At 65.2% G+C, this 26,994-nt stretch carries 27 protein-coding genes; 7 read left to right on the plus strand and 20 right to left on the minus strand.

Annotated elements, in window-relative coordinates:
• Window positions 1-1,109 (plus strand): ATP-dependent metallopeptidase FtsH/Yme1/Tma family protein (locus ACMI1Q_RS09510; protein WP_419503590.1); only part of this gene is annotated, 1,109 nt, incomplete at its 5' end.
• Window positions 1,106-1,648, plus strand: coding sequence for an HdeD family acid-resistance protein (locus ACMI1Q_RS09515; protein WP_330058418.1), 543 nt, complete (start codon window positions 1,106-1,108; stop codon window positions 1,646-1,648). The genes ACMI1Q_RS09510 and ACMI1Q_RS09515, both read left to right, overlap by 4 nt.
• 83 nt (window positions 1,649-1,731) lie before the next feature.
• Here ACMI1Q_RS09515 and ACMI1Q_RS09520 read toward each other — a convergent pair whose 3' ends face one another.
• The 14 genes from ACMI1Q_RS09520 to ACMI1Q_RS09585 form a co-directional block, all read right to left on the minus strand.
• The gene (locus ACMI1Q_RS09520) at window positions 1,732-2,724 is read right to left on the minus strand and encodes a hypothetical protein (protein WP_394980300.1); all 993 of its coding nucleotides are present in this window, start codon (window positions 2,722-2,724) and stop codon (window positions 1,732-1,734) included.
• A gap of 20 nt (window positions 2,725-2,744) precedes the next feature.
• Complete coding sequence (locus ACMI1Q_RS09525; RefSeq protein WP_417025361.1) at window positions 2,745-3,203, minus strand: phage holin family protein; 459 nt, start codon at window positions 3,201-3,203, stop codon at window positions 2,745-2,747.
• A gap of 14 nt (window positions 3,204-3,217) precedes the next feature.
• A complete protein-coding gene (locus ACMI1Q_RS09530) occupies window positions 3,218-4,300 on the minus strand; it encodes a GH25 family lysozyme (protein WP_419503591.1) in 1,083 nt (360 codons plus the stop codon).
• A gap of 34 nt (window positions 4,301-4,334) precedes the next feature.
• Window positions 4,335-5,630 (minus strand): hypothetical protein, encoded by a 1,296-nt coding sequence (locus tag ACMI1Q_RS09535; protein WP_419503592.1) that lies wholly within the window; start codon window positions 5,628-5,630, stop codon window positions 4,335-4,337.
• 15 nt (window positions 5,631-5,645) lie between these two features.
• Window positions 5,646-7,514: a hypothetical protein gene (locus ACMI1Q_RS09540; RefSeq protein WP_419503593.1), complete on the minus strand. Its 1,869-nt coding sequence runs from the start codon at window positions 7,512-7,514 to the stop codon at window positions 5,646-5,648.
• 1 nt (window position 7,515) lies between these two features.
• Entirely contained in the window at window positions 7,516-8,124 is a 609-nt protein-coding gene (locus ACMI1Q_RS09545) for a hypothetical protein (protein ID WP_419503594.1), read from the minus strand.
• The gene (locus ACMI1Q_RS09550) at window positions 8,121-10,016 is read right to left on the minus strand and encodes a hypothetical protein (RefSeq protein WP_419503595.1); all 1,896 of its coding nucleotides are present in this window, start codon (window positions 10,014-10,016) and stop codon (window positions 8,121-8,123) included. Before ACMI1Q_RS09550 ends, ACMI1Q_RS09545 begins: the two co-directional genes overlap by 4 nt.
• A gap of 63 nt (window positions 10,017-10,079) precedes the next feature.
• On the minus strand, window positions 10,080-11,081 hold the full coding sequence (locus ACMI1Q_RS09555) for a Mu-like prophage major head subunit gpT family protein (RefSeq protein ID WP_330058432.1): 1,002 nt from the start codon (window positions 11,079-11,081) through the stop codon (window positions 10,080-10,082).
• An 18-nt stretch (window positions 11,082-11,099) separates the two neighbouring features.
• A complete protein-coding gene (locus ACMI1Q_RS09560) occupies window positions 11,100-11,483 on the minus strand; it encodes a hypothetical protein (RefSeq protein ID WP_419503596.1) in 384 nt (127 codons plus the stop codon).
• A gap of 4 nt (window positions 11,484-11,487) precedes the next feature.
• Window positions 11,488-12,057, minus strand: coding sequence for a hypothetical protein (locus ACMI1Q_RS09565; protein ID WP_419503597.1), 570 nt, complete (start codon window positions 12,055-12,057; stop codon window positions 11,488-11,490).
• A 30-nt stretch (window positions 12,058-12,087) separates the two neighbouring features.
• Window positions 12,088-12,216: a hypothetical protein gene (locus tag ACMI1Q_RS09570; protein WP_330058437.1), complete on the minus strand. Its 129-nt coding sequence runs from the start codon at window positions 12,214-12,216 to the stop codon at window positions 12,088-12,090.
• Window positions 12,213-12,380, minus strand: coding sequence for a hypothetical protein (locus ACMI1Q_RS09575; RefSeq protein WP_330058439.1), 168 nt, complete (start codon window positions 12,378-12,380; stop codon window positions 12,213-12,215). Before ACMI1Q_RS09575 ends, ACMI1Q_RS09570 begins: the two co-directional genes overlap by 4 nt.
• Before the next feature lie 24 nt (window positions 12,381-12,404).
• Entirely contained in the window at window positions 12,405-13,910 is a 1,506-nt protein-coding gene (locus tag ACMI1Q_RS09580) for a hypothetical protein (RefSeq protein WP_419503598.1), read from the minus strand.
• On the minus strand, window positions 13,891-14,265 hold the full coding sequence (locus ACMI1Q_RS09585) for a hypothetical protein (RefSeq protein ID WP_177522360.1): 375 nt from the start codon (window positions 14,263-14,265) through the stop codon (window positions 13,891-13,893). The genes ACMI1Q_RS09580 and ACMI1Q_RS09585 overlap by 20 nt, the downstream gene beginning before the upstream one ends.
• 572 nt (window positions 14,266-14,837) lie before the next feature.
• Between ACMI1Q_RS09585 and ACMI1Q_RS09590 the strand changes: the two genes are divergently transcribed.
• From ACMI1Q_RS09590 to ACMI1Q_RS09600, 3 genes are read left to right on the plus strand one after another with little or no spacing between them, the layout of a single operon-like run.
• Window positions 14,838-15,182: a helix-turn-helix domain-containing protein gene (locus ACMI1Q_RS09590; protein WP_419503599.1), complete on the plus strand. Its 345-nt coding sequence runs from the start codon at window positions 14,838-14,840 to the stop codon at window positions 15,180-15,182.
• Window positions 15,183-15,211: 29 nt separating this feature from the next.
• Window positions 15,212-15,658, plus strand: a complete 447-nt coding sequence (locus ACMI1Q_RS09595) for an ImmA/IrrE family metallo-endopeptidase (protein ID WP_177522357.1) — start codon at window positions 15,212-15,214, stop codon at window positions 15,656-15,658.
• On the plus strand, window positions 15,655-16,299 hold the full coding sequence (locus ACMI1Q_RS09600; protein WP_419503600.1) for a phosphatase PAP2 family protein: 645 nt from the start codon (window positions 15,655-15,657) through the stop codon (window positions 16,297-16,299). The genes ACMI1Q_RS09595 and ACMI1Q_RS09600 overlap by 4 nt, the downstream gene beginning before the upstream one ends.
• Window positions 16,300-16,395: 96 nt before the next feature.
• Here ACMI1Q_RS09600 and ACMI1Q_RS09605 read toward each other — a convergent pair whose 3' ends face one another.
• Window positions 16,396-17,898, minus strand: a complete 1,503-nt coding sequence (locus tag ACMI1Q_RS09605; RefSeq protein WP_419503601.1) for an IMP dehydrogenase — start codon at window positions 17,896-17,898, stop codon at window positions 16,396-16,398.
• Window positions 17,899-18,348: 450 nt separating this feature from the next.
• Window positions 18,349-19,083 (minus strand): acyl-[acyl-carrier-protein] thioesterase, encoded by a 735-nt coding sequence (locus ACMI1Q_RS09610; protein WP_419503602.1) that lies wholly within the window; start codon window positions 19,081-19,083, stop codon window positions 18,349-18,351.
• Window positions 19,084-19,266: 183 nt separating this feature from the next.
• Here ACMI1Q_RS09610 and ACMI1Q_RS09615 point away from each other — a divergent pair, with 183 nt between their 5' ends.
• Both ACMI1Q_RS09615 and ACMI1Q_RS09620 read left to right on the plus strand, forming a co-directional pair.
• Window positions 19,267-22,353 carry a M56 family metallopeptidase gene (locus tag ACMI1Q_RS09615; RefSeq protein ID WP_419503603.1) on the plus strand — a complete coding sequence of 1,029 codons (3,087 nt, stop codon included), beginning with the start codon at window positions 19,267-19,269 and terminating at the stop codon, window positions 22,351-22,353.
• Entirely contained in the window at window positions 22,350-22,739 is a 390-nt protein-coding gene (locus tag ACMI1Q_RS09620; RefSeq protein ID WP_177522247.1) for a BlaI/MecI/CopY family transcriptional regulator, read from the plus strand. Before ACMI1Q_RS09615 ends, ACMI1Q_RS09620 begins: the two co-directional genes overlap by 4 nt.
• Window positions 22,740-22,900: 161 nt before the next feature.
• Here the strand turns inward: ACMI1Q_RS09620 and ACMI1Q_RS09625 are convergent, their stop codons facing one another.
• The 4 genes from ACMI1Q_RS09625 to potA form a co-directional block, all read right to left on the minus strand.
• Entirely contained in the window at window positions 22,901-24,142 is a 1,242-nt protein-coding gene (locus tag ACMI1Q_RS09625) for an ABC transporter substrate-binding protein (RefSeq protein ID WP_419503604.1), read from the minus strand.
• Between the two features lie 87 nt (window positions 24,143-24,229).
• Window positions 24,230-25,066 carry an ABC transporter permease gene (locus ACMI1Q_RS09630; protein WP_394980267.1) on the minus strand — a complete coding sequence of 279 codons (837 nt, stop codon included), beginning with the start codon at window positions 25,064-25,066 and terminating at the stop codon, window positions 24,230-24,232.
• Window positions 25,067-25,882: an ABC transporter permease gene (locus ACMI1Q_RS09635; RefSeq protein WP_177521610.1), complete on the minus strand. Its 816-nt coding sequence runs from the start codon at window positions 25,880-25,882 to the stop codon at window positions 25,067-25,069.
• 3 nt (window positions 25,883-25,885) lie between these two features.
• A complete protein-coding gene (potA, locus tag ACMI1Q_RS09640; RefSeq protein ID WP_419503605.1) occupies window positions 25,886-26,926 on the minus strand; it encodes a spermidine/putrescine ABC transporter ATP-binding protein in 1,041 nt (346 codons plus the stop codon).
• Window positions 26,927-26,994 lie beyond the last annotated feature (68 nt).

Genomic DNA, 26,994 nt, shown 5'->3' on the forward strand with positions numbered 1-26,994 from the left:
GCATGGGTGCCTCCAAGGTCCGGGACCTGTTCAAGCAGGCCAAGGAAAAGGCCCCCTGCATCGTGTTTATCGACGAGATCGACGCCATTGGCCAGAAGCGCAACAGCGGCAATCTGGGGGGCAACGACGAGCGTGAGCAGACCCTGAACCAGCTGCTGACGGAAATGGACGGCTTTGAGGGCAACACCGGGGTCATCATCCTGGCAGCCACCAACCGCCCGGATTCCCTGGACCCGGCTCTGACCCGTCCCGGCCGCTTTGACCGCCGGGTGCCGGTGGAGCTGCCGGACCTGAAGGGCCGGGAGGAGATCCTGAAGGTCCACGCCAAAAAGGTAAAGATCGCCCCGGGGGTGGACTTTAACACTGTGGCCCGCATGGCCTCCGGTGCTTCCGGTGCCGAGCTGGCCAACATCGTCAACGAGGCTGCGCTGCGAGCCGTACGGGCCGGGCGCAAAAGCGTGACCCAGGCAGACCTGGAGGAGAGCATCGAGGTGGTCATTGCAGGCTACCAGAAAAAGAACTCCATCCTGACAGATCAGGAAAAGTGCATCGTGGCCTACCACGAGATCGGCCACGCCCTGGTGGCAGCCAAGCAGTCCCACTCGGCTCCGGTGCAAAAGATCACCATCATCCCCCGGACCTCCGGTGCCCTGGGCTACACCATGCAGGTGGACGAGGGCAACCACTACCTGATGAACCAGACGGAGTTGGAAAACAAGATCGCCACCTTTACCGGAGGCCGTGCCGCCGAGGAGCTGGTGTTCCACTCCGTTACCACCGGAGCCTCCAACGACATCGAGCAGGCCACCAAACTGGCCCGGGCCATGATCACCCGCTACGGCATGAGCGAGGATTTTGACATGGTGGCGCTGGAAACAGTGCAGAACCAGTACCTGGGAGGCGACTCCTCCCTCGCCTGCTCGCCGGACACCCAGAAAGAGGTGGACCAGAAGGTGGTGGAGCTGGTGAAGGCTCAGCACGAAAAGGCGAAGAAGATCCTGGAAGAGAACCGGGACAAGCTGGACCAGCTGGCCCAGTACCTCTATGAAAAAGAGACCATCACCGGCGAAGAATTCATGCAGATCCTGACGGAAGGCGAAGCGCAATGAGAGGACGTTCCGGGTTTGGCTGGCTGGAGCTGGTCATCGGCATCGTGCTGATCGTGCTGGGCGTGTTTGCCTTTGCGGCGCCCGACCTGGCCCTGACGGGGCTGGTTTTCGCCTACGGCATCGCCGCTGTGATCGTGGGCGTGGCGGACATCATCCTGTTCATCGAGGTGGAGCGGTACACGGGCCTCGGCCCCCTGCTCTCCCTGGTCTCCGGCGTGCTGAGCGTCATGACCGGCCTGGTGCTGGTGGTCTATCCCTCCACGGGCGTGCTGGTGCTGACCCTCCTGTTCCCCATCTGGTTCATCGCCCACGGCATCTCCCGGCTGGTACATCTGGGGCACATCCGCTTCGTGGCGGGCCGCGGCATCTACTATTTCACGCTGGTCATCAACATCATCGGGCTGGTGCTGGGCTTTTTGATGCTGTTCGACCCCCTGTTCACCCTGACCACCATCCGCTGCTTTGCCAGCGCCTACCTCATCCTGCTGGGCATCGACAGCGTGGTCATCGCGGTCAGCCGCATGGGACGGCGGCTGTGAAGCACGGCAGAGCCGCCGACACAAGAAAAGCCGCCCGGTCCAATGGCCCGGGCGGCTTTTGCTGTTGTGTTCCGAAAGGCTCGTCAGGTGCGGTTCTGGGCGATCTGCATGAGCCAGCTGTTGGCTTCGGCCTTGGTGAACAGTTTGCTGCTCACGCCCTCCACCACATACTGGGCGGCCGCGGCGTTGGCGGCCTGCCGGGCTTCGGAGCTGCTGGCGCCGCCTTTCTTCGCGTTCTGCCAGGCGCTGCGCCACACCTGCTCCAGCAGTTCCTTCTGCTGCACGCTCTTGGACTGCTGGGTGTTGGACGCGCTGATGGAGGTCTGGCTCGCCTTCTGGGCGGCGGAGGCCATTTCGCTCTGCAGCTTGGACATCTGCTCCAGATACTGGCTGCTGATCTGGAACTGCTGGTCGTAGTTCACGGTGGCCGCGTCCGCAATGGCGTTGGCCAGATTCTGCTCCAGCTGCATCTCGTAGGCGAGGCGGGCGGCCTGCGCGTCCGAAAGCTGGCTGTTGTAGGCCTGCTGGGCCTGGGTCCTGCCGGCGTTCAGCTGGGCCAGCAGGTCGCCCAGGCTCTGGCCGCGAGCCACGTCGATCTCGTTGCGGCTGTTGCCGTAGTTGTTGTAGACCCCCGCCAGCGTGGTCTCGGCCGCGCCGCCGCCGATGCCCTGGGCCGAGAGCTGCTGAGGCAGGCTCTTGAGGGTCATCATCTGGTTGATGTAGGCCTGCTGCAAGGCGTTGTCCGCGTTGAAGTTCACCCCCGCGGCCCCGTTCTCATAGTCGCTCTGCAGCTGGCCCAGGGTGGAGTTGTAGTTGTTTTTCAGCGCCTGGATCTGGCCGTTGTAGGCGGCGTTCAGCGCCGCCATGCTGCGCTCGTAGGCCTGCTGGGCCGCGGCCCGCTTGGCCTGTTCCGCCGCGGCGGCCGCCGCCTGCTGCTGGGCATAGAGGCTTTGCAGCCAGCTCAGGTCATAGGACGCGCCGCCGGAGCCGCCCTTGGAGGCGCTGCTCTGGTTCTTGTTCTGGTTCTTCCAGCCGGTGCCGTTCACCGGGCCGCCGGTGCCTTCCACAAATGCCATTCTTCACTTCCTCCTTTTCATCACGCTTCGCCGGCGGCGTCCTCCACCGTGTCCTTGGCATTCGCCAGGATGCGGATCAGGAACTCCGGCACCGGCGCGCCCATGGCGGCGGCGTTTTCCAGGATGCTGCCCAGCTCGGTGAGGATGTACCACACCAGCACCATCGGCAGAAGCAGCACCGTGTACTCCACCGGCAGGCCGGGCACCTTGGCCGCCACCGTGCCCAGCACCGCGTCGGCCAGCGCCGCCACGATGACCACCACGATCATGCCCGCCTTGTGCCAGATGCCGCCGCGGGCCCTGGCGCTGGACCACTGGCCCGCCTGCATGGCCGCCGAAGAGCCGCTGAGCCAGTCCACCGCCATGCACGCCACCCAGGCCAGCACCAGCCAGCCCAGCCAGCCGAAGGCCGCGCCGAATGCGCCGAACACCCCCACGATGGCGGCCTTCACCGCCAGAAAGATATTACTGTTGTCCATGGATGCTCCTCCTTTCATCCCGCCAGCGCGCCGCCGGCGGCCCGCAGCTTTTCCGCCAGGGCGGCAAGCTGTTCTCTCTGGGCCGCCTGCGCCTGCTCGATGCGCTCCAGCGCAGCCAGCGCCTGCTCCATGCCCGCGGGCTGCTGCGGCTCTTCTCCGCCCTCTTCCGGCGCGGTCCAGTCCCGGCAGCCAAGGCCCAGGGTCAGGGCCCTGCCCGCCACCGCGTCCCTGCTGACGGAGCCCATGGGGCCCACGATGAGATAGTCCCCCTCGTCCCTGGCCGGAATGCTCAGGCTCTCGGCCAAAGCGCGGATGGCGGCCCGGTCCCCGGTGGAGACGGGGCCGATCTTCAGTGTGTCAGATGTAAACACAGGCGTTTCCTCCTCTTCTTCCCCCGGCTGGAAATAGATCCAGTCCCGGTCCACGTTGGCGCTGCCCACGCCGTATTTCGCGCCGTAGCCGATGCGCCCGAACTGCCAGCCGCAGAGCTTGTGCCCCAGGCTGCGGGTGTACTCGCCCCAGGCGGTGTTCAGGTTCTCAAGGGCCGCGCAGTCGTCGAAATCCGGGTCCTCCGGGTCCGCGTAGTAGTAAGCCAGCCACAGCGGGCAGTCCAGCCGCTCCACGTCAAGGCGGCTTTTGGCCCAGCTGGCGGAGCAGTAGACGCAGGGGGCATAGCCCGCCTGCCGCAGCCGCGCGGCGGCCTCGTTGAGCAGGGCGGTGTTCTCCGCCGGGGCCAGGGCCATGGTCTGGCCCGCCTCCAGCTCCTGGTCCAGCGCCACCCAGCTGGTGACGCCCTGCCCCGCCAGGGTCTCCAGCAGCGCGTCGATCTGCCCGTTCAGGATGGCGCGGGCGGTCTCGGCGCTGCCCTTGTTTTTATTGTAGTAGTGATGGGTCAGAAAGATGTACGCCCCGGTGGCAAGGCCCGCCGCACGGCAGTCGGCGGCGAAGCGCTCGAAGCGCACGTCCCGCGTGCCGCCGTAGGCCGCCCGCAGGATGACGGCGGAGATGCCCGCCGCCTTGGCCTTCTGCGGGGCGAAGGTGCTCTGATGCTTTGAAATATCCAGCGCCCGCAGGGCGCTGTCGCTGCTTTTCCGCATGAGGATCGTCTTCTCCTTTCCAGGCCGGGCCGCTTCACACGCCCAGGATGCAGATGCCGGCTCTGCTTCCCGTATCGCCGTATTCCACATAACAGTTGGCCTTCGCCGAGGAGATGTCGTGCTGCCCCGGCCCATAGGTCTTGCCGTCCACCTTGACATAGGGCGTGGCCTCATACTGCACATACAGCGTTTTGGGCTGGCCGGTCAGGTAGAAATAGCTGTGGCCCTCATACACATAGGACGCGCCGTTCCACCGGACGCCGCCGGCGTAGGTGCCGGTTTTGCAGCCGCCGGCATACAGGAGCTTCAGCGCGCCGGCCACCCCGAAAATGCTCGCGCCCTGTTTGATGTTCTCCGCTTTGAGGTTCGCGTCGCCCCGGACGGTCTGTGCCCCGGAGAGATACTGCCCCGCTTCGATGGTCTGGTCCGCGGCGGCGGGAGTGTAGGTGGCGGCGGCCTTGGAAGGGATAGAGCCGGTGACCTTTTCCCCGTTCACATAGGCGGTGCGGCCGCTGAGAAGGTCGGCGGCGCCGGCGTCGGCGTCCGCTGTGAAGGTGCCGGCCACCGCCCGGGGCGTCCCCTCAAAAAAGGTCACCCCTGCTTTGATGTTGCCGGGGATGAGCTTTGCCCTGTCGGCCGCCGGCAGCCCACCCCCGCCCTTAAAATTTAGGGTCTCGCCGTCAAAGACAAAGCTCACCCACCTGCCGTTCCACTGGCTGCCGGCCATGGCGCCGGCGGCGCTCTCCGTGCCCATGTAGGCCGTCACCGGCTCACCGTTCACCGCGAAGGTGTCCCCCGCCTGCACGTCGGCGGTCATCAGCGCCCGGCCGTTGGCCCCGCTGCCCGCAAAATTGTGCACCGTGCCGCTTCTGGTGTGGGTGTAGGTCTGCACTGTCACGTCCACGCCCAGCCTGGCCGGGTCGTACACCGCCTGAGCCATGTCTCCCGCGCCGATCTCCACCACCCGCCGGCCGATGGCCTCCTCGGTCTCCGCCTTGGTGTAAGCCCCGGTCTGGGCGGCGGTGACCGCGTGGGGGTTGTCGGTGCGGGCGGCGTGTTCCGCCGCCCCGGCCTGCATCGCCTCCAGCACCCCCTGCGCCGTGGCGGGGGTGTCCTCCGGCAGGCCCTCGGGAGGCCGTGCCCCCAGGCTGGCGGCGGCGTCGGCCGCCTCCAGCTGTTCCGCCAGCCGGTTGAAGGCGGGCACGATGACCTCCCGGGGCAGCTCGTCCAGGATGCGCTGCATCTCGGTGGTGTCCACGCCGGGGGTGTCCGGACGGCCAAGGTTGCCCTTGCCCTGCAGATCGTCCTCGGTGATCCGCTCGAATGCCATGCTATCTCTCCTTTCCTATCCTTTGTAGTTGCCGTTCTCGGAGAACTCCAGCGCCCAGGCCATCAGGCCGAAGGGCTCGTTGAGCTCGTCGTTCTCAAAACGGAAACGGGCCTTGTCCACCCGCTTGATGCGCAGCTTGCCGTGCAGAGTCTTGGTGGTGCTGTCGTTGGAGTAGGTGAACTTGGAGTAGCACCAGCGCCGGTAGCTGAGATACCGCGCCTTGCGCTCCTCCTTGCGCACCAGACGCCAGCTGCCCCGCTTCTGGGCCCACACCGCCACGCTGGTGGCCGCCGCCGGGGTGAGCTGCAGCGCGAAGCGGCAGAAGCTCTTGTTTTTGTAGAACAGCTTGCCGCCCAGGTCCGGCGTCTCCCACACCGCGCGGATGGGCGCGCCGTCGTCGTTGTAGCTCTCGGGCATGGAAGTGTCGGAATAGAATCGGAACACCCCGCCCTCGCCGTCGCCGAAAAACAGCGCGTCGCCGTCGGTCCAGATGCTCACAGCGGGCAGGCCGGTGCGGTAAAAGCAGGCGTACTGCCGGGTGCTGTACGGCTCGCCGCTGCGCACCCCCAGGTCCTGCATGCCGTCCAGGATGTAGGCCTTGCCGTTGAGACACAGCCAGTAAAGGTCCCGGTGCACCGCCGCCGAGGCCGCCTCCAGCCCCGTTTCTTTGGTGAGCGCGCCGTTCACGTAGTAGCTGCGGTTCTGGCTGTAACGCTCGCCGCTGATGTCGCTGGGGGTGACGGCGTAGATGCCCAGCGCCGTGAGGAACACCGGCTCCGAGGCGAGATAGGCAAAGCTGCCCTTGGCCACCGCGCCGGGCCCCTGCAGGGTGTTCACGATGGGAAAGGCGGGCTCGTCGTCCACCAGATCGCCCCGCCGCAGGATGACGTTGCGCTCGGTCTCGCCCGCGTCCTTGTGGGCGGCCAGGTAGTTCTCGATGACCGAGTAGCCCATCACCGCTCCCGCGCCGCCGCCCAGCATCGAGTAGCCGGTGTCCGGCCAGTAGGTGCCGTCGTTCTGGCCGCTGAACCAGTCATAGTTGGGGAATTCCCCGTTGCCGGACAAAAACAGCCGGTCCGCCGCGCCGCCCACGCCGAACAGCGCGCCCACGTCGCACTTGTTGATGCGGTCGGCATAGCCCGCCACCGTGCGGGCGGCGGTGATCTCCACGTTGTCCTCGCCGGTGACCGGGCTCTTGCCGGGGGCCGTTTCAAAGGTCACCTGCCCTGACTCCCGGTCCACCGTGAAGTCCTCGCCCTCGGTCAGCTCCCGCCACTCGCCGGTCTTTTCCAAAAGGCGGGCGGTCACCGGCGTCTCGTCCAGGCCCGAAAAGCTCATGCAATAGACGGTGTCCGCCTCGGTGCCGGCAAAGCGCTCGGTGAATTTGGGCTGCAGCAGGTTCAGCGGCTCGTACTGCACGCCGCCCCCCGCCGGGGGCCGGGCGATGGTGAACAGCGGCACCTTGGCCAGACCGGCGGCGGGCTGCACCGTCTCGCCGTCGTACACCAGCAGCGCCTTGCCGTCGGCGATGAACAGCCGCCCGTCCAAAAGCCAGCTGCGGCTGGCGGAATCCGCCATGCCCTCGTACACCTGCTCAGGCTCGGCCTGCCAGTCGCGGCTGGTGCGGAAAAGCGCGCCGCCCGCGTGCACCAGCGCCTCGTCCTTGAAAAAGTGGCAGCCGTGCACCGCGCCGGAAAGGGTGGCGATGCGCTGGTAGCCCATGCACTTGCGCACCTTGCCGGGCACGTCCCGGATCATGTTGTCGCCGCAGGGGCTCTGCTCCTTGGCCACATTGCCGGGGTCGTTGGTCATGTCCACGCCCAGCAGCCGGTCCACATGCAAAACGCTGCGGGACGGCTGGGCGGGCACTGAAAACCGGGCCATCTCACCACCACCCCGTGGCGCAGGTGAACTGGCCGCCCACCTCGCCGGTGTCCGCCCGCTGAAGCAGGCTGAAGGCCACCTCGAATTCGTTGCGGTACATGGTGGCCAGGGTGATGTCGTCGTCCTTGTAGAGCTGGCTGGCCATGTAGAGGGGCAGCAGCACCGCCACCTCCGGGTCCAGGGGCAGCTCCTGGTCGTCCGCCGTGGCGTGGGTCACCGGCTGGGGCCAGGCGTTGTAATAGAGGGCCAGCTTTCCGCCCGGCTGGTTTGTCAGCACAAGATACCGCCCGGCCACCAGCTTCGCCCCCCGCACCGGCACCGGCGCGCCCGCCTCGTCGAAGGCGTACACCTCCAGCTGCTCGATGCGGTAGAGGTCGGGCGCGGCCGTTTTCAGGTCCACGGTGCGGGTCTCGCCCGCCGCGCCCGGCTCCAGTTCCAGGCACCGGCGCAGATATTTGCCCGCGGTGCACAAAAGCTGCAGCCCCTCGTTGGCCGCCTGGGGCATGGCGTTGATGTACTCGCTGACGCTGTCGTCCGCCTCGTTGATGGTCAGGCCCTCGGCGCTGAACATCTTCTGCAGCGTGGCCAGCTTCACTTCCTTCCAGGTCACAGCACGCTCCCTCCTTTCCCGGGCAAAGCGCTCTCCTGCGCCTGCCCGCCCTGTTCCTTTTCCAGCTGCTGGCCCACGCTGGCCTTCATGGCCTCGGCGTGGGGATAGCCGGTCTCGGCCAGCAGCGTCCACAGCCGGTAGAGGCTGGCCGTCTCTCCCAGCGGCCCGAAGGCTCCCGCCTGATACTTCTGGTCGATCATGGTCCAGAGGGTCTCGCGGTTGGCGGCGAGATTCGAGGCCGGGTCCACATCGAACAGGAACTCATCGTTCCAGTAGAGCTGGCCCGCCGCGTCCCGCTTCAAAAACTCGTAGCGGTCAAAATGGGCGTACTCCACCGTGCCGTCCGGCCCGCGCAGGGTCATGGGATAGGGCTCGTCGGCGTAGGCCAGCATGAACTGGAACATCAGCTTGTAGAGCCGTGCGTAGGCCTGGTTCTTCATCTCCCGCTTGGACTGCAGCCGCCCCGCCGACTGATTGGCGGAGAACTGCTTGGCGGTGCCGCTGGTGGCGGAAGCGTCGTATTTGCCCTGGAATGCGTCGGTGATGCCCAGGGTGCTCTTGGCCCAGCTGTAATTGACTTCCAGCATCTGCTGGTCGCGGCTGGTGTCCGGCTGGATGTTCAGCACGCTGATGAGGGCCTTGTCCGCCGGGTTTTTCAGCCGGATGATCTTCAGCTCCCGGTCGGTGGTCTCGATGTTCACCCCTTGGGGCAGGGTGACGTAGCTGCCGCCCTTCAGCAGCTTTTCCTGAATTTTGGTGCCGTATTTGTTGATGGCCACCTGCTGGTCCTCCACCGCGTCCACGTCGCTGGCCCCCAGCAGCTGGCCGAACAGGCGCACGTTGCGCCGCAGCACCAGCGGATAGGTCCCGGGGCTGTATGCGGGCACCACAGTGGGCTGCACTTCTCCCGGCATCAGGATGATCTCGCCGGTGACCTCGTCCCGCTGCAAAGTGCCGTCCGGGTTCACCACCGGCTGCGCCGGGCCCTCGCTCACCGCTGCCAGCACCTCGCCGCCGGGCAGGGTCACGTCATGGGGCAGGGCCTGCACGCGCACCGGCTCACTGCGGGCGCTTTTCGCCCCGCACACCGGGCAGCGGGCGGCCTTTCCGCCCCGGGGCGGGTCCACCGTGGCGCCGCACCCGGCGCACACCCACAGGCGGCGGCTCTGGTAGTCCTCCATGTCCTCCAGGGTCACGTCCCCCACCCAGCTGAAGCACCCCACGCCCCCCGCGCTGTTGCGGTAATAGGCGATGTTCTGGGTCACAAGGCCCTCCACGGAGCTTTCCTCCGCCGCCGTGCGGGCGGCCACGTCGCTCTCCCCCTCCTCCGGCAGCCGCACGCCGTAGCGCTTTTCCAGCGCGCGGCGGCTCTGGCTCACCAGCACGAAGAGGTAGTCCATCTTTTCCAGGTCATACACGCCCGGCTGGGGAATGACCTGCTTGGGGTGCCGCAGCTCCACCGAGAGGTCGCCCATCTGGCAGTGGAATCCCCCTTCGGGGTCCCACTCCACGTGCCAGAAGTCGCCGCCCTGGATGGGCACCGTGCGCTCCTGCTCGTCGTTCATCTCCTTGAAGTTGCGCTGGCGTATCTGGGCCAGCAGCATGGCCTCGATCTTTTTGGCCAGCTGCCGGTCCTCCGGGTGCACCGCGGTGACCCGGGGCTGGGGGATGCTGGCGTCCACCTGGCTCTCGATGAGCTCATAGATGATGTTGCGCACGTTGCCCGCCGCCTTGGCCGCGCCGCCCCCCGCCGCCGGGATGTGGCGGGTGCCCTTGTAGCAGTCCTCCCGGCGGTCCATCCTCTCGCGCTTTTCCGCGTACTGGCGGCGGGCGTCGTCCAGGCGGGCCTGCCAGAAGGCGCGGCGCTTCTTTTCCTGTCCTTTGTCCTTCATCGTTCACCTCCGTGCAAGCGGCGGGGCGCTTTTGCGCCCCGCCGCACCGTTGGAAATGGGGCTTTACGCGGTGAGCTCGGTGCCCTCCACACCCTCGCCGCAGATGGCGATGCAGCGCCAGTTGTTGAAGCCGGCGCCGAAGCGGGCGCGGCCCTTGATGACATTGGCGTCGGTGTTCATGTCGATGTCGCTGCGCACGCTCAGGGGCACGCGGTCCAGCCAGGGCAGGCACTCATAGTTGTCCTTGAACTGGCTGTCCATCAGCAGGAAGTAGGGCTTGCCGCCGATGGCAGTGGGCAGGTACGGCCAGACGATGACGTTCCACAGCCCGCACTGGAAGTTGAGGGCGTTGCTGGAGGTGTTGGGGTCCAGATCGCTGCCCACCACAGCCAGCACCGCGCGCTTGAGGCTGCCCACGTTGGGGATGATGATGGTGTCCGGGGCCACGTTCAGCAGGTTGCCGTCGTCGTCGGTGAAAGCCTGCATCTTCTCCTGCACCGCGTCCAGCATCTCGGTGGAAAAGGCGCCCTTGAAGCGGTTGGACTGGGTCATGCCCTTTTTGGTGATGCTGGGATGGGCGGTGTTGAACAGGGACACACCGTCGGCGCTGGTGGTGGAATAGGTCTTGCCGCCGAACTTCACGGAGTTCTCCAGACCGCCGGACACCAGGCTTGCGGCGAACTTCTCGCGGGTGCGGTTGTAGCTGGTGGTGAAGATGTTGGCGCGGCGGCGCACCTTGCCGATCTTCGCGTCCTCCACCATCTCCTGGGTGACCTCAAAGCTGGACTTCCAGGTGGTGGGCTCGATGACCTTGGAGTAGCCCTCCCGCATGCTGATCTTGGGGTAGGCGCCGTTCTCGCCCACGTCGGCGAAGTCGCCCAGGCTCGTCTCGCTGGTGTACTTCTCGGCGTAGTTCTTGGTGGTGTCCATGCTGAACACCTTGTCCACGGCGCTGAACTGCTGGAAGGCCTCCACGCCGCTCTCGATCATGGCCTTGATGGGGGCCTGGCTCTTGCCGAACACCGAGTCGGCAACGCCGGACCCCTGACTGAAGATGATGCTCATACTCTCCCTCTCCTTTCCTTACACAGAAGCTGCCGCAGGCTCGAAGTAGCCCCGCACCAGGGTGCCGCCGTCGGCCCAGGTCACGGTGAAGGGGCCGCCCGCGGCGGTGGTCACGCCGTCGGCGGTCTCGTTCAGCTGCAGGGTGGTGCCCACCTTGTCGGCGGCCACCGCATCGGAGGCCTCGGTCTCAAAGATGGTGGTGGGCAGCGCGCGGATGACCGGGTAATCGCCGTCCTCCCGCTTGACGCCCGCCACGATGCAGGCGGGCTTTTCCGCCGCGCCGCACTTGGCCAGCTTGCCGGAGGCCAGTTTGGCGGCACTGCCCGCGGTCAGTTCCTCGGAACCGGGCAGATACTCAAAGGGCTCCACGTCGCCGATGGCCCGCTTGTAGATACGAAACATGCTCTCACACTCCTTGTTTGTAGCTGCGGTGGAAGGCCGCGATCTGGGCGCGGGTCCACCGGGGATTGTACTGGCGGTAGTTGCGGATGATCTCGTCGGTGAGGCCGTCCTCCGCCGCCTGGCCGCCGCCCACCGGGGCCAGATGCTCCTTGGCGCGCACGTCGTTGATGGCCGCCTGCCGGGCCGCGGCCGCCTGCTGGCGGCCCAGCCGGTCAAAGCAGGCCAGCTTGTAGGCGTCGCTGATGGTCATGCCGCTCTTCACCAGCTTGTCAAAGTGGCTGAACTCCGGCTGGGTGCGCAGGTCCGCCAGGCTCTTCACCGCCGGGTCCACCGACTCGATGATGCGCAGCTGCTCGTCCAGCAGCCGCCGGCCCCGGGCCAGCTGCTGCTCCAGGGCGAACTGGGCCAGCGGCGTGCCCGGCATTTCCTGCGCTGCCGGGGCCTGTTCCCCCCAGCCCTCCGCCGGGGCCTGCCCTTCCCCGCACTCCGCCGGGGCCGCGGCGGCAGGCAGTGGGCTTTCCGCCTCAGCGGCGGGCATCTCCTGTTCCGGCAGGGCGCGCTCTTCGCTCTCCATGAACTCTCCTCCTTTCCCTCTTTGCCCGCATCACTGCTTGCCCTTGGCCTGCGCACCGGCGCGCAGGTCGCCGCCCTTGGCCTTCACCGGCTTTTTGCCGGGGCAGACCTTGGGGGCCTTCACCATCTGACCGCTCTTGTTGTTGATCTCCAGCTTCATCCTTTCACCTCCTTTCGTTTGGCCTCGCCTGTCTGCTTTTCCGCCATCACCCGCCCGGCGGCGGGGCAGCGGCGGTTGCGGCAGGCCAGCCGCAGCACCGCGCCCTGAGGGCCTGCGGTGCGGCTCTGCACCGTCATTTCGATGCCGCACTGGGGGCAGCGCATACAACATCACCTCCTTTCCTGTTTTCAGCCCCAAGGATCGCCGTAGCGCCGCAGAAGATAGGCCTTGCCCTCCTCGTCGGCGTTCTCATAGTCCTCATAGAGGTCCGGCTCCCACACCGCCCGCTCCGCCTTCGCCCCGGGCGCGGCGGGGTTTTTCCACCACACGCAGAAATAGCGCAGGCTGTCCACATCGTGGGTCAGGTCGTGGGGCGTCTTTGCGTAAACGTCGGGGTTGTGCTCGTCCTTCTGGATGCGGGCAAGGCAGCGCCACAGGTTCGGCACATCCCCCAGGGTCATGGCGGGCGCGCCTTCCGGGCCCGTGGCCAGCCACTCCTTCATGGCGGCGCACCCGGCGGCAAAATCCCGGCTGCTGCGGGTGAGCACAAGCCCTGCCTCGCTGAACAGCTGGGCGCGGCTGCGCCCGCTCTCCTGGCTGCGGTTCCACAGGTCCGGCGGGGCCAGCACCAGCTCGATGTCCTCCCCTTCGCTTTGCTCCAGCACCGCCCGCGCCGCCTGCCCGATGGTCAGGTCCGGCGCGTCGAACTCCCGGTAGACCACCGCCTTTCCTGCCTCGTCCACCGCGATCCAGTGGGCGCTGAGCATGTCCAGGCCGTAGTCGATGGCCACATAGCGGCGGGCGTTCTCTGTCGGGGGGGCCGCCTTGTGGGAGACCTCGCTCACCTCCGGGAAGAAGGCTCCCCCCGGCACAGTGAGGGCCTCCTCCACACTGGCGGGGTACTCCTGCAGGGTGCGGTCCCGCCCCAGCGCCGCCAGGGTGCGTTTGTACCAGGCTTTGTTTCGCCGCGGGTCCGCCGACCAGGGCAGGAACAGCTTGTAAAAGCCGTTGCCCCGCCCGGTAAAAATTTCTTCGAACAGCGTGCCCCGCTTGATGGTGGAAAGGCCGATGACCCGGCCGCCCTCCGGGCGGTTCACCACCGGGAAGGCCGAGGCCCAGATCTCCCGGGCGAACTGCTGAAAGGCCCATTCGTCGATGATGATGAGGTCGGCGGTGAAGCTGCGCCCCACGCTGGGCCCGGAGGGAAACGCCTGGAACACCCCGGGCGGCGCGCCGGGAAAGCGCAGGGTGATGCGCAGGGCGGTGGTCTCGAACACCGCCCCCTGCCAGCCGGGAGGCGCGCTGGCGGCGGGCTGGGCGAACTCCGGCATGTACCGCAGCATCACCCCCAGCCGCCGCACCAGCTCTTTCGCCTCCTCCTCCGAGCGGGAGAGGCCCACCACCGTGCGCCCCGGCCACAGCACCAGAAGCCGCGCCGCCTCCGCCAGCGCCAGCCAGGTGAAGCCCAGCTGCCGCGCCTTCAGCACCACGCAGAGGCGGTGGTCCGCGAAGGCCTTCAGCGCCTTTTTCTGCCCCGGCCAGAGGGTGAACGGAGCGATGAGGTCGGGGGCATCCTTGTCCTCGATGTGGCAGTAGTTCTCCACAAAGTACACAGGGTCTCTGCGGCAGTAGTCCCGCTCCGCCTGGCGCAGCGCCGCCAGCCGGGCGGCGTTGTCAGCCTTCCCGCGCGGCATCGGCCTGCTCCAAACGGCGCATCAGCTTTTGCAGCAGCGCCCGGTCCCCGTCGGAAAGGCCCGCCGCCCCCGGGCTCTCCGCCTCCGGCTTGTCCCCCGCGCAGTCCCGCACGAAGGTGGCCGCCCGGGTGTCGCCGTTCATGGCCTTCTGCAGCTGCACCAGCATCATCAGCTGATAAAGGTCCGGCTGGCCGCCCTGCTCCCGCCCCAGCTCCTCCGCCACCGTTTGCAGCACCCCGAAATCCGCCGCGCCGGCGGGCAGCGTGCGGGCCAGCAGCTCCCGGCAGATGGACCGGGCGGTGTGCTCCGCGCCCTTTTTGGCCCGGCGTTTCACCGTGCGTTTCTTTTCTTCCATTCCCCTTCCTCCTTTTGCCGAAAACAGCTGGGCAGCACGCACTGCTCCCCCGCCCTGCGCCAGCGGCACCCCCGGCAGGGGTCCGCCTGCGTTTGTTTGGTTTGAGCCGCGCGGCCGAACAGGGCGCGCACCGCCCGCATCAATCGTTCAAAAACCACACTTCCGGCGCCTCCCACACCTCGTATACCAGCACTTCCCGCCCTTTTCGCGGCACAAAGCAGCTTTCGCACCCGGCAAAAGCGCCCCGCCGCCAGCCCTTTGCGGCCCAGACCACCCGGTCATAGGGCCCCAGCGCCCGCCCGCAGGCCGGGCATATTCCCCAAGGTGGCTCCTCTATCCGTTTTATGGGACTTTTGTTCTGGTACTCTTGAAGCGGCAGAGCCTTCCGACCTCCCTTCCTTTTTGTTGACTTTGGTTAGCGTTTGCGGTAGAATAAAACCGTTCCATCGTTTACGTCTGCCGAATTGCTAACTTTGGTTAGGCTTCGTCCCTATATTATCTCACTGTGGTTAGAATGTCAAGCACTTTTTCTAACTAATTTTAGATTTCGGCAGTTCACACAAAAGAAGGGCGTGATTTTTGTGTTTTATGACATCTACAAGGCTTTGTGTGAACAGCGGGGCGTCAGCCTGAGCCGCGCCGCCGCCGAGATCGGCCTGAGCAACGCCACGGTGACCAAATGGAAGAAGACCGGCGCGGCCCCCGGCGGGGACACGCTGACCAAGGTGGCCGCCTATTTCGGCGTGAGCGTGGACAAGCTGCTGGGTGTGGAAACGCCCCCCGCCGCCAGCCTGGGGCTGGACGATTTCACCTATGCGCTGTACAGCGAGACCCAGACCCTCACCGAAGAAAACAAACAAAAACTGTTGGAAATGGCCCGCTTTTTCCGCCAGCAGCAGGAGAAGGAAGGCCGCTGACCCCATCGCCACGGAGCGTGAATCTGACAATGGAACTGTCCGTTCTCTACCGCGACGCCCAAACGCTGGACGCGCGCATCTACCCTTACAACATCGGCTTTGCCGGCGCGGCCACCGTGGAAGTGGCGGGCCGCTACGGCATCTTCGTAGACTTTGACCGCCTGGGCAGCCTGCAGGAATTCAAGGCCGCCCTGGCCCACGAACTGGGCCACTGCGCCACCGGCTGCACCCATCGGGTGAGCAGCCCCTACGACCTTGTGTGCCGCCACGAATACAAGGCGAACCGCTGGGCCATCCAGCGGTATCTGCCCTTTGAGGAACTGCAAAACGCGGTCAGCGCGGGCTACACCGAGCCCTGGCAGCTGGCGGAATACTTTCAGCTGCCGGAGACTGCGGTGCGCGGGGCGCTGAACTATTATCTGCGGGTGCGGGGGCTGCGCTTTGCCCCCGACGCCCGAACGGAGGAGACCCAATGAACCAAACAAAAAACGGGCTGACGGCTTTTCTGCGCCGCCACCCCGAGACCTGGATCGCGGTGGGCTATTTTGCCTTTTACCTGCTGAGCTTTTTCGCGCTGGAGCGCATCACCGAGCCCCGCTTCATCGTCCACTGCCCGCTGGACGACTTCATCCCCTTCTGCGAGTGGGGCATCATCCCCTATTGCAGCTGGTATCTGCTGCTGGTGGGCGGGCCGGTGTTCTTTCTTTTGAAGGACAAGGGCGATTATCTTCGGCTTTGCTTCATCATGTTCGTGGGCATGACCATCTGCCTTGCCCTTTATGTGGTTCTGCCCACCGGCCTTGACCTGCGCCAGCCCATCCCGCGGGACAACCTGCTCTGCAAGGCGGTGGAACTGCTGCGCACCATCGACACCCCCACCAACGTCTGCCCCTCCATCCACATCTCCAGCACGGTGGCGGTGGGCATCGTCACCGTGCGCAGCAAGCTGTTCGCCCGCCGCCGGTGGGTGAAGGTGCTGATGGTGGCGGAATGTCTGGCGATGTGCTGGGCCACCCTGGTGCTGCAGCAGCACTCGGTCCTGGACGTGGCGGCCGGCGCGGCGCTGAGCTTCGCCCTCATGCCCATCGCCTGGAAGCTGTGGCCCCAGAAGAAATGACAAAAAAGCGCCCGCGCGTTCATTTTCAGAACGCGCGGGCGCTTTTCTCAACAGAAAAAGGCCCCGGGCAAAAGCCCGGGGCCTCGCTTGTTTTTATCAGGCGTTGGTGTTGTTCTTCAGCACAACGTCGTGGCTGCCGCCCTCCACGATGCTGGTGGAGGAGACCACGGTGAGCCGCGCCTTCTGCTGCAGCTCCTCGATGCTCAAAGCGCCGCAGTTGCACATGGTGCTTCGCACTTTGTAGAGGGTGTTGGTCACGCCGTCGGCCAGGGAACCGGCGTAGGGCACGTAGCTGTCCACGCCTTCCTCAAAGCTCAGCTTGGTGGCGCCGCCCAGGTCGTAGCGCTGCCAGTTGCGGGCACGGTTGGAACCCTCGCCCCAGTACTCCTTCATGTACTGGCCGTTGATGCGCACCTTGTTGGTGGGGCTCTCGTCGAAGCGGGCGAAGTAACGGCCCAGCATCACGAAGTCGGCGCCCATGGCCAGGGCCAGGGTGATGTGGTAGTCGTGGACGATGCCGCCGTCGGAGCAGATGGGCACGTAGATGCCGGTCTCCTTGTAGTACTCGTCCCGGGCCTTGGCCACCTCGATGACGGCGGTGGCCTGGCCGCGGCCGATGCCCTTGGTCTCGCGGGTGATGCAGATGGAACCGCCGCCGATGCCGATCTTCACGAAGTCAGCGCCGGCCTCGGCCAGGAAACGGAAGCCGTCCCGGTCCACCACGTTGCCCGCGCCCACCTTCACCTTGTCGCCGTAATGGGCGCGGATCCAGTCGATTGTGCGGCTCTGCCACTCGGTGAAGCCCTCGGAGGAGTCGATGCACAGCACGTCCACGCCGGCCTCCACCAGAGCGGGCACCCGCTCGGCGTAGTCGCGGGTGTTGATGCCCGCGCCCACAACGTAGCTCTTGCCGGCGTCCAGCAGCTCGTTGACGTTCTCCTTGTGGCTGTCGTAGTCCTTGCGGAAGACCATGTACTTCAGGCAGCCGTTCTCGTCCACCAGGGGCAGGGAGTTGATCTTGTTGTCCCAGATGATGTCGTTGGCCTCTTTCAGGGTGGTGGTGTCGGGGGCGATGACCAGCTTGTCCAGCGGGGTCATGAAGTCCGCCACCTTCTCGGTGAGGGCCATGCGGCTGATGCGGTAGTCGCGGCTGGCCACGATGCCCACCAGCTTGCCATGGGCGGTGCCGTCCTCGGTGACGGCCACGGTGGAGTGGCCGGTCTTTTCCTTCAGGGCCAGCACGTCCGCCAGGGTGGCGGAGGGCTTTAGGTTGGAGTCGCTGGTGACGAAGCCCTTCTTGTAGCTCTTCACCTTGCGCACCATCTCCGCCTCGCTCTCGATGCTCTGAGAGCCGAAGATGAAGGACACGCCGCCCTGCTTGGCCAGGGCGATGGCCAGATCCGGCCCGGAGACCGACTGCATGATGGCGCTGATCATGGGAATGTTCATGGTCAGGGGACAATCCTCCTGGCCCTTGCGGTACTTCACCAGCGGGGTCTTAAGGCTCACCGCGTCGGGCACACACTCGGACGAGGAATACCCGGGCACCAGAAGATATTCACCAAAGGTACGGCTGGGCTGATCGAAATAGTAGGCCATAACGCATCTCCTTTTATATTGTTCGTTTTTCCCGTTCTCGGGGTTGATTTAAAAAAGTGTACCACATTCGCGCACAAAATGCAAAATGCGGCTGCCACAAAGTTTGCGCCGCTCTTTGCCCCAATCTTGGCATAACGACAAAATCCCGCGCAGAAGTACGACTACCCGCGGCGAAAGAGTAAACAAAGCCCCCGCCGGAGGGACGGCGGGGGCTTTGTCACAGGACTTTCGGAACGCCCGTTGCACCCGTTTTTGAGAACCGGGCCGGCAGACCCGGCAGGAGGAGAATAAAACGGCGAACGCTCCGCAACACATGAAAAAGGCTGTTGCTTTCTTGCACTCTCATTGTAACTTTTTTGAAACCTTTTGTCAACACCTTTTGGTGAAAAAATTTCAAAATAATTACAATTTGAAACCGGACCGCCCTTTTCTCTCCCCTTCGCGCGGGTGTTATTCCACGGTCAGCACGGCCTCAAAGCAGGGCTTTCCGTCCTCCCGCTGGCCTGCCACATACCAGCCGCCGTTCTCATCCCGGCCAAGCACCAGTTCCGCGCTCTGGCCGGCGGGCAGCTCGTTGTGGTAGCTGATGACCAAACTCTTCACCGCGCCGCGGGTCAGCACCTCCAGCGGCAGCACGTCCGCGGCAGCGTCGGCATAGCGGGTGTTGTTCATATGGCCGTTGGTGTCGCACCGGCTGTAGGTGGCGGTCACCCTGCCCGCGGGGGCCGTCTCGCCGGGCTTGCGGATGGCCACATCCAGCGTGAAGGGCACCTCGTCCTCAAAGTGAAATGCCTCGAAGGCCTGGGGCGGGCGGCGCAGGATGCGGCGGGTGTCGGTGTCCACCAGCACCCAGCGGCTGTCCAGAAGGGCCACCCGTTCGCCCTTTTCGTCCCGGGCTTCGGTGACGCGCTTGAACACCGCCCGTTTGCACTGCTCCGGCATGGTGACAAGGGTCAGCACCTCGCCGCCCCGGGGCACCCGGTCCACCTGCAGGGCCTGCTTTGCCAGCAGGAACACCGCGTGGTTTTGCCGGTAAAAGTTGTCGTTCATGCCAATGGACTCGCACTGATCGGTGGAGATCTGCTGCGCCAGACGCAGGAACGCCCCCGCCGTCAGCCGGTGGTTCATGTCACAGTCGCAGTCCATCACCCGGAACTGCTCGGTATAAAACTTGGTCTCGGCCACGGGGCCAACGCCTCCTTTTCAAGCGAATACCGCCCGGGCCAGGGCCGGGCGGCAAATTGCAGCGGTTTGAAATGCATTATACCATATTTTCAGAAAAGTAACAAACGGGGTTGACTTCCACCTTTGACGGATGTAGAATGTAGGCAGACCTACTACACTTGTCAAATGTTCGGAGGTGTTTTCATGCGCACCCTGTTCCTGGACTATTTTGCCCAGAGCCTTGTGCTGGGTCTGGCGGTGGCGGCGCTGCTGGCAGCCACGCCGCTGCTTCAAAAACGATACAGTGCCCGCTGGTTCTGCCGGGCGTGGTTGGCGCTGGCTGTGCTGCTGGTGCTGCCTCTGCGGGCCGTTCTGCCCGAAACCGCCCCCGCAACGGTGACCCTCACCCCTCCCCCGGCGCTGCTGGCCGCCGCGGAGCCCGACGAAGCGCCCGCGCCCCAGACGGCGGTCCCCGGCCCCGACACGGAGCATTCGACTGCCCCGGCCGTTTCCACCGGTCATGCCGCCGTGTCCGGGCAGGGGCAGAGCGCCGGGCAGTCGGCCACGGCTCCCGAAACAGACTACGCCGCCCCGGAAATGCCCGCTCCTTCTTCCGATGGCGAGATCACCGTGACCGTCTCCCCCTCGCCGCTGGCGGCCTTTGCCCCGCTTGACTGGCTGGCCCTGCTCTGGCTGGCGGGCGCGGCGGGCGTGGCCGGCTGGCAGTGGCTGGGCTATCTCCTTTGGCGGCGCAGAACGCTGCGCCGCGCCCTGCCCGCAAATGAAAGCTGGCAGGCCGCGCTGGGCGAGGCGTTTGCCCGCCAGCCGCTGGCAAAGCGGCCCCGGCTGCTGGCCAGCCCCGACGTGACCGGCGCGATGGCGGCGGGCTTTTTGCGCCCGGTGCTGCTGGTGCCGGAGGGCGCACAGCCCGGAGCGGACGGCGCCTATCTGCTGGCCCATGAGCTGGTCCACCTGCGCCGCCACGACCTTGCCCGCAAGGCGCTGTTCAGCCTTGTGCTGGCGCTGCACTGGTATAACCCCGCCGCCTGGCTGCTGGCAAAGCGGGCCGGGCGGGACATGGAGACCGCCTGCGACGAGGCGGTGCTCGCCGCGCTGGGCGCAGAGCACCGGGCGGCCTACTGCGACGCGCTGCTCCACGCGGTGGGTCATGGCCGCGCCCCGGCGCTGACCACCTGCTTTTCCCTGACCAAGAAGGATGTGAAGGTCCGCTTTGCCCGCCTGTGGGACACTTCCCCCAAGCGGCGGGGCGCGGCGGCACTGGCGGTGTTCTGCCTCGCCGCCGCCCTGGCGGGCGCCCTGGTGGCATGCAGCGCCACGCCGGCGGAGAGCGGTGAGCCGCCGGTCTCCGCACCGCCCGCCTCCGCCGCGCCTGTGTCCGACCTTGCCACGAGCACCGAGGTCTGGCCCTCGGTCTACTATTCCCACAACGGCGCCTTTCAAAGTTCCGGTGTGAACGACCCCGGCCTTCTGCCCTCTGAGAAGCTCCCCGTGGATCTGGACAGCGTGGGCCGCCACCGCTGGGCCGGCTACGCCTCCGCTGACCAAAAGTATTTCGGCCTTGCCCTGCCCGACGCGGACGCGGAGCACCCGGGTCAGCTGGCCCTTTGGACCTCCGCCGACGGCGGCGAGAACTGGACCACCACCCCGCTGGACTGCTCGCCCTGGCTGGAACGGATGGGCGAAGAGGAGCACTGGGACGAGCGCAAGCAGTCGGTCTTCAACAAGAGCATCGCCTGGGCCATTCCCAGGCATTACCAGTTCGTCAGCCCGGAGGTGGGCTTCCTGGCCTTCTATGGCATGTATGAATCCGGCCCCACAGACAAGCGCTTCACCGTCACCAGCGACACCTTTGTACTGCTGCGCACCCTGGACGGCGGCGAGAGCTGGCAGGAGATGTACTTTGGCGATGGGCGGGACGCCGGCAACGGCACCCCCCTCAACATCGTCATCAGCACCCCCTTCGCCTTTTTGAACGAGAACGTGGGTTTCTTGTGCGCCCACGGGGAAGGCTACGGCGAGAAAGGCCGGTTCAACCTGCTGCGCACCACCGACGGCGGCCAGACCTGGCAGCAGCTGGACCTGGGCGAAGTGGCCGACACCCTGCCCGGCGCGCCCTGGCAGCGCCGCCACGTCTGCGGCGCGCTGGGCTGCTCCACCCGGCACCTGCCCCAGGAGGACCTGATCACCGGCGCTGAACCGGGCTTCGCGGCCTTCACTGCCTGGGGCGACAAGGGCGACACCCTCGGCGACATGGTGGTGCTTTATACCCGCGACTACGGTGAAAGCTGGCAGTGGATGTACCGCTACAACGACGAAATGCGCGCCCAGTACACCGAGTCCCTCATCAGATCCTACGTTTCGGAAGAAGAGGTCTGGCCGGCGGCCTACTGCAACGGCGCGGGCCCTGTGCCGCTGCCGGAGGAGGCGGGCGAGCTTCCGCCCGTGGCCCCCTTCAGTTATGCCTCTCCCGACCTGCAATACGCCGGGCTGGCACAGTACGGCCTTGAGGGCGAAGCGCAAAAGCGCCTGACCCTGTGGAACACCGCGGACGGCGGCGAGACCTGGACCAGCACCACCCTGGACTGTTCCGACTGGCTGGAAAAGACAGCGCAGAAGAATGACTGGGCCTCGCTGGAAGCGGACGGCGTGGCGAACGGCGCCGCCCGGGTAAGGCCCAGCGCCTACCAGTTCGTCAGCCCCAACACCGGTTTTCTGGTCTATTACGCCGAATGGGGTTACGGCCCCGCCCACGACCGCCATTTCGTCAGCTCCGCCGACTTTGTGGTGCTGCGCACCACCGACGGGGGCGAAAGCTGGCAGGAGATGTACAACGGAGACGGCAGCGACTTTACGGGCGGCACCGGCAAGGGGCTTGCCCTGTCCGCCTGCCGGCCCTTCCTGTTCCTGAACGAAAGAGTGGGCTTTTTGTGCGCCCACGGCGGCGGCTACGGCACAAACGGCAGATTCAATCTGCTGCGCACCTTGAACGGCGGCCAGACCTGGCAGCTGCTGGACCTGAGCGAGGCGGCCTCCACTCTGCCCGACGCCCCCTGGGAAAACTGCCATGTGTGCAGCGCCCTGAGCCTGGGCGGGCCGGACTACGAGCCGGACCTCTTCGCCGACGCCCAGCCGGGCTTCGCGGCCTTCACCGCCTGGGGAGACGACAGCTCCGACCGGGTGATCTTCTACACCCGGGACTACGGCGAGAGCTGGCAGTGGATGAAGCGCACCCCGGCAGACACCACATCGCAGGAGGGAAACGAACCATGAGTGAATTAGAAATAAAGCGCCTGCCCGACGCGGAACTGGAAATCATGAAGGAACTGTGGGCCGCCTCCGGCCCCCTCACCCGGGCCCAGCTGGAGGAGCGCCTTGCCCGCCGGCGCTGGGCCAGCACCACCCTGCTGGCGCTGCTGGGCCGGTTGGAGGCAAAAGGGTACGTCAGCCGCGAAAAGCAGGGCAAAGGCTATCTTTACGCCGCCGCCCTGGCCCGGGAGGACTACCTGCCGGTGGAGAGCCGCTCGGCCCTGGAACGGATGTTCGGCGGCAGCGCCAAAAACCTCATCGCCGCCATGGCCCAGACGAAAGACCTCTCCAAGGAGGACATCGACGAACTGGCGGCCTATCTGGAAGAATTGAAACAGGGCGGGCGCTGACGGACGGCGGCCCACAGCCGGGCGGCGCGGGTCTTTCCCCGCTGCGGCGTGCCCGCGCGCACCAAAACCCGCGGCCCCTCCCCGCCCACTCAAATCACACAAAAGCGCCCCCGCGGCCGGTTTGGCCGCGGGGGCGCTTTCTCATTTTTCAAAAACGGGGTTTAGTAATCCTCGCGCTGCTTTTTGCGGTTGCGGCTCCAGAACAGCAGCACAACGACCGCCACGGCCACCAACAGCCCCACGGGGATCAGCCAGCTGCTGCCGCCCTCGCTGTAGCTCTTCATGTCGCTCCAGGCTTTGTCCATGGCGGCGTTGATCTCGTCGGGCAGCACGGTGAACACCTCGGTGTTGGCCAGCACTTCCGCGCTGGGGTAGGCCACCTCGCTGTATTTCAGGTCATCGGGCAGCTGCTCCCACACCTCGGTGATGGGGGTGGAGTAGCCGATGTAGTCGCAGTTGGCCACGCCCACGCTGGTCTCGCACATGTAGTTGATGAACATCTCGGCGGCTTCCTTGTTCTTGCTGCCGGCGGGGATGCACATGGCGTCCACGAAGTAGTTGGTGCCCTCCTCGGGGATGGCAAAGCCCAGGTCGGGGTTCTCGTCCATCATCGTCATCGCGTCGCCGGCATAGTAGGGGGCCAGCGCGGCCTCGCCGCCCTCCATCTTGTCGAAGATCTCGTCCATCACGTAGGCCTGCACCAGGCTTTTCTGGGCCTTCAGCTCCTCGGCGATGGTGTTCACTTCCTCCACGGTGGTGGGGTTCATGCTCATGCCCAGGCGCTTGGCGGCAATGGCGAAGGCGTCGCGGCTGTTGTTGAACATCAGGATGGAGTTCTCGTACTTCTCATCCCACATGGCGTCCCAGCTGGTGGGCGCCTCGTCCACCATGGTCTTGTTGTAGACAAGGCCCACAACGCCCCAGGTGTAGGGCACGCTGTACTCGTCGTTCGGGTCGTACTCCTGGCCCTTGTACTGTTCGCCGATCTTGGCCATGTTGGGGATGTTGCTGAAGTCCAGCTTTTCCAGCATGCCCTCGTTGATCATCTTGCCGATCATGTAGTCGCTGGGGATGATCACGTCATAATCCGCGCCGCCGCTCTTGAGCTTGGCATACAGGCTCTCGTTGGTGTCGTAGGTGGTGTAGTTCACCTCGATGCCGGTGAGCTCGGTGAATGCCGACAGAATATCCACGCTCTCGTCGCTGCCGTCGGAGATGTACAGGCCCCAGTTGTAGACGTTCAGGGTGATGCCCTGGTCGGCAAGGCGGGTCCAGTCGTAGTCGGCGCTGACGGAGATGTCGTCGTTGACCACGATCATTTCTTCGTCCGCCGCCGTAGCGGGCATGGCCATGGCGCCCGCGCACAGCAGTGCAGCGAGCAGGGTGCAGAACAGTTTTTTCATTGATTTCCTCCGTTCGCGGCCTCTTTGGGCCGCTTATGATTTGCCCGGCGGCCCCGCAGAGCCGCCCATCGGGCATTTTTTATATTATCAGGCCTTCCGCCGCTCACGGCGTCCGTCCAGATAATTGTAGAAAAGGATGATGGCCAGGATCACCAGGAACATCACCGTGGAAAGGGCGTTGATCTCCGGGCTGACCTTCTTGCGGGTCATGCTGTAGATCACGATGGGCAGCGTCTGGGTGGTGCCGCTGGTGAAGTAGGAGATCAGAAAATCGTCGATGGAATAGGTCAGGCAGATGAGGAAGGCGGAGAGGATGGCCGGAGCCAGCTCCGGCAGCACCACCTTGAAGAAGGCCTGCTTGGGGTTGCAGCCCAGGTCCAGCGCCGCCTCATAGACCCGCACGTCCAGCTGCCGCAGCTTGGGCGAGACGTTGAAGATGACATAAGGCAGGCAGAAGGAGATGTGGGCGATGAGCAGGGTGGGCAGGCCGAAGATGTTTTCCGGCAGGGTCCAGCCCAGGTTCTGGTTGGCCCAGGCGATGCCGTCCTTGACCACCACGAACAGCAGCATCAGCGAAACGCCGGTGATGATCTCGGGGTTGACCACGGGCATGTAGCTGATGTTGTTGATGACCGCCTGGCTGCGCTTGCCCATGGCGTTGATGCCGATGGCCGCGGCAGTGCCCACCACGGTGGCGACCACCGCGGCGATAAGGGCCACCACAAGGCTCAGGCCCAGGGCGCTCAAAATCATCTCGTTGTGGAACAGGCTCTTGTACCACTTGAAGGTGAAGCCGGTGAAGATGGTGCGGCTCTTGCTCTCGTTGAAGCTGAACACCGCCATCACGGCGATGGGCACATACATGAAGGAGAACAGCAGCACGAGATACACCCGCTGCAACGCGCGAAGATGAGACTGTTTCATTTACATGACCCCCTCCACACCGTCTTTGTTGCCGCTGGTGTTGGTCAGGCTCATGCACAAAAGCACGATGACCATCAGCACCAGACTCATGGCGCTGCCCAGGTTGTAGTTGTAGCTGTTGCCCAGGAACTGCAGCTCGATCAGATCGCCCACCAGCATGGTGTCGCCGCCGCCCAGCATGCGGCTGATGATGAAGGTGGAAACGCTGGGCACGAACACCATGGTGATGCCGGTGGCGATGCCGGGCATGGCCAGGGGGATGAGCACCCGGCCCAGCACCCGGAAGATGTCGGCGCCCAGGTCCTGGGCGGCCTCGATGATGCTGTTGTCGATCTTCACCATGGCGGTGTAGAGCGGCAGGATCATATAGGGCAGATAGTTGTAGACCATGCCCAGGACCACCGCGCCCTGGGTGTTGATCATCTCAAAGGGCCCGATGCCGAACAGGCCCAGAAAGCGGTTGATGAGGCCGTTGTTTTCCAGAAGGCTCATCCAGGCGTAGGTGCGCAGAAGGAAGTTCATCCACATGGGCAGGATGACCAGCATCTGCATCATCCGCTGGCTGGAAACAGGCAGCCGGCTGAGCCAGTAGCCCACCGGGAAGGCCAGCACAAGGCAGATCACCGTGGCAATGGCGGCCAGAAGAAGGCTGCGCACGAACACGGTGGTGTAGTCGCCCAGGGCGGTGATGTTCTCCAGCGTAAAGGCGCCGCTTTTGGTGGTGAACGCAAAGTACACCACGATCAAAAGCGGCACGGCGATGAACACAGTCATCCAGATGAGGTACGGAAAGGCGAGGCTCTTATTTTTCAGCATGGCTCATTCCTCCATGCGGGCCATGATGTGGATCTCGTCCGGCCCGATGCGCATGCCGATCAGTTCACCGGGGGCGCTGGCCTGGGTGGAGTGGATGATCCACTCGTAGCCGGCCTGCTCCACGTGCATCTCGAAGTGCACCCCCTTGAAGATGAGGTCCTTCACGATGCCGGTGAGCTGGCCCTGGATGGCGGGCACCACCTGCACGTCCTCGGGGCGCACCACCACCTGCACCGGCTGGTTGCGCTCGAAGCCCTTGTCCACGCAGGTGAACTGGCTGCCGGCAAACTCCACCTGGAAGTCCCGCAGCATGATGCCGTCCAGGATGTTGCTCTCGCCGATGAAGTCGGCCACAAAGGCGTTCTGAGGCTCGTTGTAGATGTCCTCCGGGCTGCCGATCTGCTGGATGTCGCCGTCGTTCATCACCACCACGGTGTCGCTCATGGTCAGAGCTTCCTCCTGGTCGTGGGTGACGTAGATGAAGGTGATGTCCATGGCCTGCTGCAGGCGTTTCAGCTCCAGCTGCATCTCCTTGCGCAGTTTCAGGTCCAAAGCGCCCAGAGGCTCGTCCAGCAGCAGGACCTTCGGGTGGTTCACAAGGCCGCGGGCAATGGCCACGCGCTGCTGCTGGCCGCCGGAAAGCCGGTCGGTGTGGCGGCGCTCGAAGCCCTTGAGGCCCACCACTTCCAGCATCTCCAGCACCCGGCTGCGGATCTCCTTCTCCGGCAGCTTCTGCAGGCGCAGGCCGAAGGCCACGTTCTCGAACACGTTCAGGTGCGGGAACAGGGCATACTTCTGGAATACCGTGTTCACCTGACGCTTGTAAGGCGGCAGGCCGGTGATGTCCTTGCCATTAAAAAAAACATTGCCCGACTTCGGCTGAACGAATCCACCGATGACCCGGAGGGTGGTGGTCTTGCCGCAGCCCGAGGGCCCCAGGAAGGTCACAAACTCCTTGTCGTGGATGTCCAGCGACAGGCCGGTCAGCACCGGCTCGCCGTCAAAGTCGACAACAATGTTTTTCAGCGATACGATCTCATTCATTTTACATGCATCCCCCTTTGCGGAACTCTCCCGGGGCGGACGGCCCGCGGGTCAGCGCCAATTATATC

It is taken from the genome of Candidatus Allofournierella excrementavium (assembly GCF_048526665.1).
Classification (GTDB): domain Bacteria; phylum Bacillota; class Clostridia; order Oscillospirales; family Ruminococcaceae; genus Allofournierella_A; species Allofournierella_A excrementavium.